General features: G+C 56.6%; 10 protein-coding genes. 3 read left to right on the forward strand and 7 right to left on the reverse strand.

Annotation, left to right across the window (positions count from 1 at the left end; translation table 11 throughout):
* Positions 1 to 21 precede the first annotated feature (21 nt).
* Complete coding sequence (locus CZ787_RS14695; RefSeq protein ID WP_087110532.1) at positions 22 to 2,196, reverse strand: malate synthase G; 2,175 nt, start codon at positions 2,194 to 2,196, stop codon at positions 22 to 24.
* 182 nt (positions 2,197 to 2,378) lie between these two features.
* On the opposite strand from CZ787_RS14695, the gene CZ787_RS14700 reads away from it, so the two are divergent.
* From CZ787_RS14700 to CZ787_RS14710, 3 genes are all read left to right on the forward strand, one after another.
* Entirely contained in the window at positions 2,379 to 3,374 is a 996-nt protein-coding gene (locus tag CZ787_RS14700; protein WP_087110534.1) for an alpha/beta hydrolase, read from the forward strand.
* Positions 3,375 to 3,402: 28 nt separating this feature from the next.
* A complete protein-coding gene (locus tag CZ787_RS14705; protein WP_087110536.1) occupies positions 3,403 to 3,981 on the forward strand; it encodes an NADPH-dependent FMN reductase in 579 nt (192 codons plus the stop codon).
* A 78-nt stretch (positions 3,982 to 4,059) separates the two neighbouring features.
* Entirely contained in the window at positions 4,060 to 4,890 is an 831-nt protein-coding gene (locus CZ787_RS14710) for a sulfurtransferase (protein ID WP_087110538.1), read from the forward strand.
* A gap of 24 nt (positions 4,891 to 4,914) precedes the next feature.
* Here the strand turns inward: CZ787_RS14710 and CZ787_RS14715 are convergent, their stop codons facing one another.
* From CZ787_RS14715 to CZ787_RS14740, 6 genes are all read right to left on the reverse strand, one after another.
* Positions 4,915 to 6,423 carry a YifB family Mg chelatase-like AAA ATPase gene (locus tag CZ787_RS14715; protein WP_087110539.1) on the reverse strand — a complete coding sequence of 503 codons (1,509 nt, stop codon included), beginning with the start codon at positions 6,421 to 6,423 and terminating at the stop codon, positions 4,915 to 4,917.
* Between the two features lie 137 nt (positions 6,424 to 6,560).
* Complete coding sequence (locus CZ787_RS14720; protein WP_087110541.1) at positions 6,561 to 7,442, reverse strand: ABC transporter substrate-binding protein; 882 nt, start codon at positions 7,440 to 7,442, stop codon at positions 6,561 to 6,563.
* A 69-nt stretch (positions 7,443 to 7,511) separates the two neighbouring features.
* The gene (locus tag CZ787_RS14725; protein ID WP_087110543.1) at positions 7,512 to 8,675 is read right to left on the reverse strand and encodes an MFS transporter; all 1,164 of its coding nucleotides are present in this window, start codon (positions 8,673 to 8,675) and stop codon (positions 7,512 to 7,514) included.
* On the reverse strand, positions 8,672 to 9,199 hold the full coding sequence (locus tag CZ787_RS14730) for a TetR/AcrR family transcriptional regulator (protein ID WP_087110545.1): 528 nt from the start codon (positions 9,197 to 9,199) through the stop codon (positions 8,672 to 8,674). Before CZ787_RS14730 ends, CZ787_RS14725 begins: the two co-directional genes overlap by 4 nt.
* 116 nt (positions 9,200 to 9,315) lie before the next feature.
* Complete coding sequence (locus tag CZ787_RS14735; RefSeq protein WP_087110547.1) at positions 9,316 to 11,433, reverse strand: TonB-dependent siderophore receptor; 2,118 nt, start codon at positions 11,431 to 11,433, stop codon at positions 9,316 to 9,318.
* A 111-nt stretch (positions 11,434 to 11,544) separates the two neighbouring features.
* Positions 11,545 to 12,468, reverse strand: coding sequence for a helix-turn-helix transcriptional regulator (locus CZ787_RS14740; RefSeq protein WP_087110549.1), 924 nt, complete (start codon positions 12,466 to 12,468; stop codon positions 11,545 to 11,547).
* Positions 12,469 to 12,596: the final 128 nt, after the last annotated feature.

The raw sequence follows: 12,596 nt of genomic DNA on the forward strand, positions 1-12,596 counted from the left end.
TAGTTGTACCATAAAACGAATTTACTTCGATTTATGCACCTGGCGCCACTCGTGAAGCAGCGGCTCGGTGTAGCCCGACGGCTGTACGCGGCCTTTGAAGATCAGGTCAGAGGCGGCCTTGAACGCGGTGGAGTCCTCAAAGTGACTGCTCATGGCGGTGTAAGTGGGGTCGCCTGCGTTTTGCTCATCGACCACTTTGGCCATGCGCTTGAGGGTTTCTTCAACCCGAGGTGAGTCCACAATGCCGTGATGCAGCCAGTTGGCGATGTGCTGGCTAGAAATACGCAGCGTGGCGCGGTCTTCCATCAGGCCTACATCGTGAATATCCGGCACTTTGGAGCAGCCCACGCCGTGCTCTACCCAGCGTACCACGTAACCCAAAATGCCTTGGCAGTTGTTATCCAGCTCCTGCTGAATCTCGTTATCTGACCAGTTAGGGTTTTCCGCCACCGGGACGCTGAGCAAATCATCCAGGAAGTCGGGCTCGCCCAGCGCTTCAAACTCGCGCTGAACGTCGGTGACATTCACCTGGTGATAGTGCAACGCATGTAGGGTAGCGGCCGTGGGTGAAGGTACCCAAGCGGTGTTGGCGCCGGCTTTTGGATGGCCGATTTTCTGTTCCAGCATGTTGTGCATTAAATCGGGCATGGCCCACATGCCTTTACCGATCTGGGCGCGACCGCGTAGACCGCAGGCAAGGCCTACCTGCACGTTGCTCTTCTCGTAGGCGGTAATCCATGCGGCGGACTTCATGTCGCCCTTGCGGACCATGGGGCCTGCTTCCATGGCGGTGTGCATCTCATCGCCGGTGCGGTCCAGGAAGCCGGTGTTGATGAACGCCACGCGTGAAGAGGCCTCGGCAATACACGCCTTGAGGTTGACCGTGGTGCGGCGCTCTTCGTCCATGATGCCCATCTTTAGAGTGTCGCGGCTCATGCCAAGGATATCTTCTACGCGGCCAAACAGCTCGTTGGCAAACGCAGCCTCTGCAGGGCCGTGCATCTTCGGCTTGACGATATACACCGAGCCGGTACGCGAGTTGCGTGGCTGGTCGGCATCTTTTTTAAGATCGTGCAGTGCCAGCAATGAGGTCACCACAGCATCAAGAATACCTTCTGGAAGCTCGTTGCCCTCCTCATCCAGAATCGCTGGCGTGGTCATCAAGTGGCCCACGTTACGCACAAACATCAGCGAACGGCCGGGTAGGGTCACCTTGCCGCCTTCGGTGGTGTTCCAGGTGCGGTCAGCGTGCAGCTTACGGGTGAAGGTTTTACCGCCCTTGTCGATGTTCTCTTCCAGATCGCCCTTCATCAGGCCGAGCCAGTTGCTATAAACGCCTACCTTGTCTTCGGCATCCACGGCGGCCACGGAGTCTTCGCAATCCATAATGGTGGTGAGTGCGGCTTCAACGACCACATCTTTTACGCCCGCTGGGTCGGTTTTGCCAATGGCGTGGCTGGCATCGATCTGGATTTCCAGGTGCAGGCCATTATTGGCTAGCAGAATCGTCTCAGGAGCGGACGTTTCGCCAGTAAAGCCAATTAGCTTGCCGGAATCTTTTAGCCCAGTTTCCCGGCCGCCTTCCAGCGTAACGACCAAATGGCCGTCACGAATTGTGTAGTTAACCGCGTCGCGGTGAGAGCCGGTGGCCAAGGGCGCCGCACGGTCCAGAACGCCTCGCGCATAGGCAATGACTTTAGCGCCGCGCTTGGGGTTAAAGCTTGTGCCTTTTTCCGCGCCGTCTTCCTCGGAAATAGCGTCGGTGCCATAGAGCGCGTCATAAAGACTGCCCCAGCGCGCATTCGCCGCATTCAGGGCGTAGCGGGCGTTACTTACCGGCACCACCAACTGTGGACCTGCCTGTATGGCAACTTCGCGGTCGACATTGGCGGTGGTCGCCTTTACGTTGGAAGGAAGGTCGGCCAGGTAGCCGATCTCTTTCAAAAAGGCCCGGTAGGCTGGCATGTCGCTAACGGGGCCGGGGTTCTCACGATGCCATGCATCAATTTTTTCTTGCAGCGCATCACGCTCTGCTAGCAATTGTTTATTTTTTGGGGTCAGATCATGGAACAGGGCATCGACACCGGCCCAGAAGGCGCTTTCATCAACACCCGTGCCAGGTAGTGCCTGCTCGTTAATAAAGCGGTCCAGCTCGGCGGCCACCTGCAAACGGTGGCGCGTGATACGCTCGCTCATGGGGTTTCTCCTGTGAAGGTGCCCGTGGGTGATGGATGGCCACGGCCAGTGTAAAATAAGAGCAAAACACATTTATGGAAAATACTTCCACAACTGTGTGGGCATGTAAACAGCGTAGACGTTAAAGCGGCACAATGCTCGACCAAATGATAAGAAAGCAGGGCGCTCATAGAGAGGTTTGGATGCAGGATTTCCAACAGCTGGAAGGTTTGTTTCGGCAAACGGCAGGCGAATCAGCCTTTTCCCGATTAGTGCCGGGTGAAGCGCTGTGGGACGTCGTGAAGGGCTATTTTCTGCATTATGGTCTGGAAGCACTCTTTGAAAGCACCGATGAGGTGCATGCAGGCTTTATCGATACCGGCCGCTTTGCCTTGTGGTGCCAGGTATGGAGCCCACCCAATCCATTGGGCACAGCCTTTGTGGTGCACGGCTACTTTGACCATTTAGGCCTTTATCGTCACCTGTTAACGCACTTGTTGGCCAAGGGCTGGCGGGTAGTGCTATGGGACCTGCCGGGTCATGGGCTTTCGAGCGGCCCGCGCGCAGAAATTGAAGATTTTGACGACTACCAGCACTGTCTCACCTACATGCAAAACACCCTGATAACGTTAGGCATAGCCCCCAGGCCGTGGTTGGGTGTTGGGCAGAGTACCGGAGGTGCGATTCTCGCAACCGACGCACTCACCCGCCGCGAAGAGGCCGGTTGGGATGGCCTGGTGCTGCTCGCGCCGTTGGTACGCCCTTGGCGGTGGACTCAGGCGAGTTGGATGCACCTTATCGCCAGTCCGTTCTTGAAGGATATTCCGCGCAAATTTCGGCCCAACTCAACCGACGAAGCGTTTACCGAATTTCTGCGTGATCAGGACCCACTGCAGCCCGAACGCTTAAGTGTGGCGTGGGTAAGCGCCATGCGGCGCTGGATGCCACGTCTGCTCGCGCTTGAGCCTGTCGACGTGCCAACGTTGATTTTGCAGGGTGAGCAGGATTTAACGGTTGATTGGCAGTGGAACCTGGCCGTTCTAGCACAAAAATTTACCGCCGCCGAGATTCACTACCATCCGGAAGCACGTCACCATTTAGTTAACGAAGCAGAGCCGATTCGCGAGACCTTGTTTAGCGCTATCAACACGTTTATTGACCAGATGCCTGACGGGCCGCATGAGCCTGTCGAACCCTAAATAGCCTGTTATTAAGGAGCCCAATCGAATGAGCGCAGTACCCAAGGTATTAGTATTTGCTGGAAGCAGTCGCCAGGATTCACACAATAAACAGTTGGCGCGGCTGGTTGCCAAGCGCCTTGAGGCATTGGGCGGAGTGGCCACGTTTGTGGATTTGAAAGAGTACCCGTGCCCTCTGTTTGATGAAGATATTGAAACCCAAGGCGTTCCGGAGAACGTGCTGAAACTGCGCGAACTGCTTGCTGATCACCAAGCGCTGTTTATCGCCTCACCGGAATATAACGGCTTTATCACCCCGCTTTTGAAGAACACGCTGGACTGGCTGTCTCGCCCTTATGAAGACACGCCGGGCCTGGCACTTTATTCAGGCAAGTGGGCTGCGCTGGTGTCGGCCTCGCCTGGTGGGTTAGGTGGCATTCGTGCGATGCCGCTGGCCCAACAGTTGCTCGCCAATCTAGGCTTGATCGTACTGCCGCAGCCGATGTCGCTCTCCAAAGCGCACACAGCTTTTGATGAAACGGGCGCGTTTATCGAAGAAACCCATAGTAAAAAGCTCGATGCCCTTTGTCAGCGGCTGGTGGATATTCTGGCGTGTACGAGCGATTAGGTTTTTTTAGCTTAAATAAGCCTTTTCAACTAAGCACCCTTCAATAGCCTACCCAACTGTCTCAAGGAAGTTTTACGCATGTCAGATATTCTGATTAGTGCCAATGACCTGTTGGACCGCTTGGCGAGTGACGTTCCACCCAAGGTGCTGGATGCGTCGCTGCCCAATAGCCCCATTGCGGCTCATGTGCCGGAAGATGATCGAAAAATACCCGGTTCAATCGAGTTTGATATCGAGCAGGTCTTTTCCGACCGGAAGGCAGTGTTTCCGCATACGCTGCCCTCGAAAGAGGCACTGGAAGCGGCGTGCCAAGGCCTCGGCTTGGCCCCTGATGATGAGATCGTGATTTATGATAATCGGGGTGTTTACTCCTCCCCGCGCGGCTATTGGCTGCTCACTCAAGCGGGCTTCAAGCATGTAAAACTGCTGGATGGGGGGCTGCCGCACTGGCATTCGCTATCGCTGCCGGTGCAGCATGGTTATTCCGTGGCAGCGCCGCTGTCCTCCCGCCCTGCGCTCCAGGCCAACGAGAGCGTGGTCAGTGTGGGCGAGGTCTACGACAATATTCCGCAGCAGCGCTTTAAGCTGGTGGATGCCCGAAGTGCCGAGCGCTTTTCCGGGGCGGGCCCCGAGCCCCGTCCGGAATTTCCCAGTGGGCATATCCCGTTTTCTTTTAATCTGCCGTTTACCGAGCTCTTGGAAAACGGACACTTCAAGAGCCGGGAGGAGATTTCAGAGCTCATGCGCAGCAAAGAGCTTTACCCTTCGGACCATCTGACCTTCAGCTGTGGCTCTGGCATCACGGCCTGCATTGTATGGGTGGCCGCGGAGTTGGCCGGGTACGAGCACCTTGCGCTGTTCGATGGGTCATGGACGGCGTGGGTGATGAGCGGCCGCCACGAGAGTTGATGGCAGGCCTTTCTTCATGCGCCTTCAGCCTTTCCCTAGCATCCGATCCAGCTGCCGATAGCCGATGGCCTCGATCAGATGTGCCTGGGAGGGCTTGGGCTCGCCCTGTAAATCAGCCAGCGTCAGCGCTACGCGCAGCACGCGGTGATAGGCGCGAGCAGAAAGTTTGAGTTTTTCCAGCACGCTGGCAAGCCAGGCGCGCTCTTCATCGTCAAGTGCGCAGGCGGCTTCCAGGGCTTTACCGCTTAACTGGCTATTGAGTGCGCCGCGCGCCATTTGACGCTCTCTTGCGGCCATAACGCGCTCGCGCACTGCTTCTGATGATTCGCCCTGAGTTTGAGCGGTCAACTGTTCGGGCGGAAGCGCAGGAACTTCTACCTGTAGATCAATGCGATCCAACAGCGGGCCGGAAAGCCGCGCCTGGTAGCGCTGAATCTGGCTGGCGGTGCATTGACAGCGCTGGCGAGGGTCGCCCAAATGCCCACAAGGGCAAGGATTCATAGCGGCTACCAATTGAAACTGAGCCGGGTATCGGCGTTCGTGGCTGGCCCGGGCCAGATGTATTTCGCCCGTTTCCAGTGGCTGGCGCAGAACTTCTAACACGTTGCGGGAAAACTCCGGCAGTTCGTCTAAAAACAGCACACCGTGATGGGCAAGCGAGATTTCTCCTGGTTTGGGTTTTGATCCACCGCCCACCAGCGCGGCGGCGCTGGCGCTATGATGCGGTTGGCGAAATGGGCGCTTGCCCCAGTCGGCATCCAGCGACAGCCCACATACCGAGCGCACGGCGGCGACCGCCAAGGCGTCTTCTTCTGAAAGCGGCGGTAGAATGCCCGGCAGGCGGCTGGCCAGCATGGTTTTACCCGTGCCAGGCGGGCCTGCGAACAGTAAATTGTGGCCTCCCGCAGCGGCCACTTCCAGCGCGCGACGCGCCTGTTGCTGGCCGCGTACATCGGCTAAATCGGCCATTGGCGTGGTGGTTTTTATTGATGCGGGCAGGCGGTGGGGCGGGATTTTCTCCTGCCCGAGTAGGTGAGCAACGACCTGCCAAAGCGTATCCGCTGGCAATACCGGTAAGTCACCGGCTAGTGCGGCCTCGTCGGCGCAGGCGCGAGGGATAATCAGGGCGTTCCCGGCCCGGCGCGCTGCCAGCGCGAAAGGAAGCATGCCGGGTACGGCGCGCAGCTTGCCGTCCAGCGCTAATTCGCCCGCGCACTCCATGCCTTCTAGCGCGTCTACTGGAATCTGACCTGAGGCCGCAAGAATGCCGAGTGCGATGGGCAAATCGAACCGGCCGCCCTCCTTGGGAAGGTCCGCAGGCGCCAGGTTGAGCGTAATGCGCCGGGTGTTAGGGAAATCAAACCCGGCATTAACCAATGCGCTGCGTACACGTTCACGGCTTTCCTTGACCGCCGTTTCGGGTAACCCTACCAGCGTAAGCCCCGGTAAGCCGTTGGCAAGATGTACTTCTACATGGACGGCTGGTGCATCCAGGCCCACGCCCGCACGCGTGGCCACAATGGCTAAGGTCATTCCACTTCCTCGCTTATTTCCTAATTCTACTTGATCAAAATAGTTAACTTACCGTAACTAAGAAAACTTTGATAGCAGACAGGGCTTTAGGCGTGATGTGCATAGCGGGGAGATGGTGCGATGTGCGGACACCACTTCTAACGGGTGGGCTGGTTGTGGCGGGAAAAGTCCTCCAAAGCGGTAGACAACACACGGGCAAAGCGTTGGGCGGAAGGTAGCGCTCCAAAGCTCCATACGGGGGGCAGGCGCAAAAAGTTGCCGTTTTGCACAATGGGCAGCTGTTGCCACAGGCCACTTTCTGCCAGCTCTTCTTCTACGCCCATGGGCACCGGGTCAACAATTACCAGCGTCGCTTCTGAATAGCGGGCAAGCACTTCGATACCTGCTAAGGCGAACCCCCAAGCGTTGGTGGGTTGGTCCCAGGCATTGTCCAGGCCAAGCTGCTCAAGCACCGCATTGTAAAGGCTGTTATCCCCGAAGATCCGCACATGGCGTGCATCCATAAACTGCACCATCAATAGCGGTGCGGTGTCAGGTTGCGCTTCACGTAGTGATGCCATTAGCGTCTGTGTGTCGGCAATTAATTGTTCTGCCTGGGGTTGTCGCTCGGTGAGCTCACCCAGTTGGCGCGTTAATGCCTGGATTTCCTGCCAGGTATCGGCACCGGGGGAGTAAAGCGGAATGGAGGTTACCGGTGCGATGCGCTCCAAGCGAGGCGTGAGTGCAGCAAACATCGGCGAGATCAATATCTGCTCGGGAGCCAGCTGGGCCAACAATTCAAAATTGGGCTGGGTGCGCAGCCCAAGGTCGGTTACACCTTCTGGAAGTCGCGGCTCGCCGACCCAGTCGTAGTAGTCCTTCTGTTGGGCAACGCCGCTGATCGGCGCGTCGATAGCCACCAAGGTCTCGGCAATGGTCCAGTCCACCGTGGCAAACTGGGCATGGGCGCTGGTAAACGCTAGCAGGCTGGTGAGCAGAAGCGCGGCTCGGGCGAAAAAAAGCGTCACAGTACGGCGCATGAGGAAGAGCCATTTTGAAAGAAGAGCTGTATTTAAACGATAATCCTTCTTGCTTGCAACGCCATACGTTCAAGCATTTGGAAGGGCAGAAGCCGTAGATTTTGTATTCGCTGCGTTGCCTGCTCTCGCCAATCCGGCGGTAAAGGCAAGGCAGGCGAAGGCAGTGACGGCGTAAGTGGGCGTCAATTGGCCCATGATCATTCCGAAAAGGGGCGCGCCTGCGGTTTGGCCGATAGCGATGGTTAAAAAGCCTATTGTCAGGCCCGTCGCGGGGCGGCTAGGCAGTGCCGAGACGCCCCACACCAGATAGACACCGGTAAGCATGATGTAGGCCATGCCGAACAGCGCACCACCGAGTAGCGTCAGCGCGGGAGTGGTACCTTCAAAACCCACCAGTAAAATGCCGCTTGCCAGCGCACCTAGAAACAGCCAGTGTGTCCGGTTAATTCCAAACCGGGTAACGAGTGCCCCGGCCCCTGCGCCTGCCATGCCTGCCGCGCCAATGGCAATCCATAGAAGGCCTGCGCCAGTATGGCCCCAATCCAAGCGTAGCGTGACCAGCTGGCTGCCAAAAGACCACAGGGCAGTGCTTGAGGCGCCCATCAGAAAAGACGCGATAATCAATCGTTTAAGGGTCTTGTTGAACGGCGGTAAACCTTTTACGCGGCTTCCTGCTGCCTGAGTATTACCCGGTACGCTGATGATTACCGCTATCGCCATGCACAGCGCAGTCGCGGCAAAGATCAAAAAAGCGATTCGCCACTGGCCACCCATCAACAACGCCGCTGGCCCTGAAAGCACTACACCTGCGCCGGTTCCGGCGTTGATGAGCGTGTTGGTGGCACTCTGCCGGGCCGGCTTGACCGCCGCAGCCACTGCGGCGGCCATGGGCGGCGAAGCAAGGCCTGTGCTGGAGCCTGCCAGCATCACAGCGCCTGCCAGCCATAGCGATGAGGGCGCCGCTGCAATACCTACCATGCCGATTGCCGCCACCAGCGCTGCGCCGGTTGCCACTGCGCGGGGTCCCAGCCGTTCGGTCAGGTGGGCAGAGACAATGATCGCCGCGCAATAGCCTAGAAAAGAGCCGCCCGATATCACCCCGCTCATGGTTGAGGATAAAGAGAGATCTGCATCGATTTGAGGAAGAAACAGCCCAAAAGCAAAGCGGGCAAAGCCGTAGCAGATGGCAATGAGCCCAAATCCCACGGCGCCGAGCGTTATGCTAGGGCTCATGATGGCGCCTGTTTAACAAGACGAACTGCACAATGACGGGCGGTGGCAACGGCGTCCGCGCCGCGATAGATGGCGGTCGCCGTTGCGCCTTCGAATAGAATCAGAATTTGCTCGGCTAGCTGCTCATCGCCACGCCCGTTGGTTTCGAGCGCGATGATTTCTTGAATTTTATTCCAGGCCCTGGCCTTGTGAACGGCTATGGCCTCGGCGATTTCTGGCACATCGCCACCAGTTTCTCCATAAGCGCGTAGAAACAGGCATCCTCGGCAACCTTCTACCCGCACCCAGTCTTCCAGCGCTTTGAACAGTGCATCAACACTGCTCACATCCAATCGCCGTAAGAACCGCTTGTCTCGCTCCGAAAGCACCTTGGCGATGAGTGAATGCTTACTGCCCGCGTGTTTATAGAGCGTTCTGCTCGACATGCCAGCAGCCTGAGTAAGCCGGTCCATCCCGGTGGCGGTAAAACCGTGCCGGTCGAAAAGGGATTCTGCGGCGGAGATAAGCTTCGTTTTAATGTCCATGCATTCAATGTAAAACGATCATTTTACATTGTCAAAAAAAGAATCTACTTTGCTGAACCCCGGCGCCGTGTTGGCTGAACAGGGCACCGGGGCTCAGCGGCTTTCATAAAACGTGTTTAGAAACGGTAGTGAACGCTTGCTGTAATCCCGCGCTCAGCGCCAAAGTAGCAGTAATCCAGCGAGTTGCATGACGCTACGTAGGATTTATCCAGTACGTTGTTGACGTTAAGGCGGGTTTCAACGCCGTTAACGCCCACATGGCTAAGGTCGTAGCCGATGGTGGCATCGACCAGCGTGTAGTCGGGTACGGTTTCAGTGTTTGCGCGGTCTGCGGCGATATCCGCGTAATGCCTCACACCAACGCCTACATCCACGCCATTTAGCCAGCCGCTGTTCGCTTCATAATGTCCCCATGCCTGTAGCTGGTGCCGAGGCGAGTAAATCGCATTGTTGCCCTGGTTTCCGTCGTCACTTTTAGCGTAGGTAATATCGGTAAAGCTATAGCCTGCTTGAAGCGAGAGCGTTTCGGTCAGCTGGGTCTGGGCCTCCAACTCAAGTCCTTGGGATTCAATTTCGCCCACGGCGCGGTAAGGGTCAGAGGGCTGCTCTTTGGTGGCTACGTTTTCCTGGCTGATATGGAAAATGGCCGCGCTGTACTGGTTGGCGCTACCGCTGGGTTGATACTTCACCCCGGTTTCCCACTGCTCGCCTTCCATGGGCGAGAGCAAATCGCCGCTTTCATCCACAAAGCTTGTGGGAGTAAACGCGGTGGAGTAACTCAAGTAAGGCGCTACGCCGTTATCGAATAGATACACCACGCCCGCACGGCCGCTAAGTTGAGTATCGTTTAGCGAGCTTGAATCGTCGGTATCCTTGTTCGTGTTATCAATGCTTACCCAGTCATAGCGTCCGCCCAGCGTGAAGCGCCAGTTGTTGAGCGCAATTTGATCCTGTAGATAAACACCGGTCTGTTCAATGTTATGTTGTTCCCGAGTAGGGGCATAAAATGCGACGGGATCACTGCCATAAACCGGCTCAAAGGCGTTAATGGGCTGGAAGGCACCGGAAGGCCATGACACGTTGTTTTCGCGCTGCTGATAGTCCACGCCAAAGAGCAGTGTATGCGCCATAGCACCGTTATCAAATCGAGCTTCAAGCTGATTATCGATGGTCCATGCTTCAAGGGACTCGTCGCTGCCGGAGTAATAGCGGGTTAATTCATTGGAAGCGGGCGATGTCCAGCCAAAGCCATATACCTGATTAAGTACTACGTCCGAATTCAGGTAACGCAGCATCTGACGGCCAGTGACCCGGTCATTAAAGCGGTGCTCAAGCGAGTAGCCGAACATACGCTGGGTGCGCTCGTAGGCGTCGTAATCTTCTTCGCCGTCAAAGAAATTATTGCTGATTTTACGCCCGTTGCGGGGTATTACGGCACCTTCATAAGGTACGCCGGAGTGATAACCGCCTTTCGGTTCATCCTGCAGGTAGGCTTCAACCGTCAGGCTGGTGTCGTCGGTCATGTCCCATGTCAGGCGTGGGGCAATGGCAAAGCGCTGCTCTTCGGCGGGCCCGAACTGGGTGTCTGCACCGCTGGCGATACCCGTTAAGCGAAATGCTATGCGCTGCTGCTCGTCAATCGGCCCGGTTAGGTCGAACGCGGCGCTACGCTGGTTATTGTTGCCCACTTGCAAGCGCAGCTCGCCGCCTTGCTCAAACTCAGGACGCTTGCTGTTCAGCGCTACCATGCCACCCGGAGAGGCGCGGCCATAGAGCACGGAGGCAGGCCCGCGAACGACTTCGATGCTTTCCAAAAACCAAGGGTCGATACGCATCGAACTGTGGGAGTTGGCATCGCCCATCACTTTCAGGCCATCCAGAAACGTGTTGCTTAAGCTGCCATCGGAAAAACCGCGCAACACTAAATAGTCGAAGCGGTTTGAAGCGCCCACCTGATTGGAGTAAACGCCTGGCGTGTAGTTGGTTGCGCGCTGGACGGTCGTTACGCCACGCTCTTCCATCTGCTCCTGGGTAATGGTTGACACACTTTGCGGCGTCTCGATAAATGGCGTTTCTACCTTGGTGGCAGCCTGCTGAGCAGTGACCGTGACCGTCGTTAGCTGACGAGCTACATCCGGTGATGTTTGGGCATAGGCGACAGATACCGAGCCGCCTGCCAAGGCAATGGATAGCGCAAGGTGGCGATAGGACAAGCGGTGCGGGAGCATAAGCATGACAATAATTCTCTACCGTTTATAGTAATGAGAATTATTGCTTTTTAATGGGGTGTTGAGCTATGCAATATGCCAAATCAGCTATGCGTAATGTCAGTATTAATGATGCGCTTATTGTGTTCTGGCCCTGCTGATCACTTCTGTTGGTGCAATACCGAAGCGGCGTTTGAAGGCCGTCGTAAAATTGGTGGCATGGCGATAGCCACAGGCATGCGCTGTCTGTTGAACACTATAGCCTTTTTCCAAGTGGCTATAGGCTTGTTGAAGCCGACAGTGGCGTAAGTGATCAAAAATTGAGCAGCCGTAAAGTGTACTAAATTTCTGCCGCAAGCTGCTGGGACTCATCGCCGCACGACGAGCCAGACCGCTCAGGCAGTAATCGGTCATTGGGTTATTGCGCAGCTCGGCATGCAATTGAGCAAGCTGCTCGCGTTCGCGGGCCTTGATGCCCCGTGTAGATTTACTCTCCCTGGTAGGCGGCGTGGGTAAGCCGTGCCCAAGAAGCTGGAGGGCAAGCCCCTGCCAAACTAATGAATGCCGCCAGTCATCCAGTGGCGCTTCGCAGCTAGCGCGTAGCTGAGCAAAGAGTGTGGAAGGTGGCGCCCAAGCATGCAGCTGAGGCGCTTGAGCGCTAGGTAACGCATTGGGAATAGTGGCCAGTACCGCAATATTGAGGGTACGCAGCCGTGGCTGTGCCGGTTGTTCAACGATCAACGGCGCCTGCGGGGTAAAGTGCGCGCAGAACCCCTGCCCCGCGCCTATGGTCAGCCGCTTCTGGCCTTGGGCGATGTCAATCCAGCCTTCCAAAACAACACTTAGAAACCAGGGCACTGTCTGCGTAGAGCGGGAGACATAGCGTTGATGAACATCAAGGTCGGACAGGGTGAGATGCAGCGCAGAAGAGAGCGGTAAATCACTTACGCTGCCCTGGGCAATCGGGTCGTCAATTCCCTCCCCGGCATACAGGTAGTCAATGCCGAACGTTTGGCCCAGTTGGCTAAGTGTCGATGGTGTTAACGACGTAAAGGTTGGCATCAATAGGGACCCTGCTGCTTGGTCATCCAGTGATCAACCCAGCGAGAAAACGCCGCCCAAAAGAGCGACGCTTGAAACGAGGTGCGGTTCGTGGGTTATCCAGAGAACGCGTGAATCATCGTGATCCT

This window comes from Halomonas citrativorans (assembly GCF_900163645.1).
Classification (GTDB): Bacteria; Pseudomonadota; Gammaproteobacteria; order Pseudomonadales; family Halomonadaceae; genus Vreelandella; species Vreelandella citrativorans.

Bases quoted from the DNA above. Each gene is read 5' to 3' on its own strand.
- CZ787_RS14695 (WP_087110532.1), bottom strand. From the start codon at position 2,196: ATGAGCGAGCGTATCACGCGCCACCGTTTGCAGGTGGCCGCCGAGCTG.
- CZ787_RS14700 (WP_087110534.1), top strand. From the start codon at position 2,379: ATGCAGGATTTCCAACAGCTGGAAGGTTTGTTTCGGCAAACGGCAGGC.
- CZ787_RS14705 (WP_087110536.1), top strand. From the start codon at position 3,403: ATGAGCGCAGTACCCAAGGTATTAGTATTTGCTGGAAGCAGTCGCCAG.
- CZ787_RS14710 (WP_087110538.1), top strand. From the start codon at position 4,060: ATGTCAGATATTCTGATTAGTGCCAATGACCTGTTGGACCGCTTGGCG.
- CZ787_RS14715 (WP_087110539.1), bottom strand. From the start codon at position 6,423: ATGACCTTAGCCATTGTGGCCACGCGTGCGGGCGTGGGCCTGGATGCA.
- CZ787_RS14720 (WP_087110541.1), bottom strand. From the start codon at position 7,442: ATGCGCCGTACTGTGACGCTTTTTTTCGCCCGAGCCGCGCTTCTGCTC.
- CZ787_RS14725 (WP_087110543.1), bottom strand. From the start codon at position 8,675: ATGAGCCCTAGCATAACGCTCGGCGCCGTGGGATTTGGGCTCATTGCC.
- CZ787_RS14730 (WP_087110545.1), bottom strand. From the start codon at position 9,199: ATGGACATTAAAACGAAGCTTATCTCCGCCGCAGAATCCCTTTTCGAC.
- CZ787_RS14735 (WP_087110547.1), bottom strand. From the start codon at position 11,433: ATGCTTATGCTCCCGCACCGCTTGTCCTATCGCCACCTTGCGCTATCC.
- CZ787_RS14740 (WP_087110549.1), bottom strand. From the start codon at position 12,468: ATGCCAACCTTTACGTCGTTAACACCATCGACACTTAGCCAACTGGGC.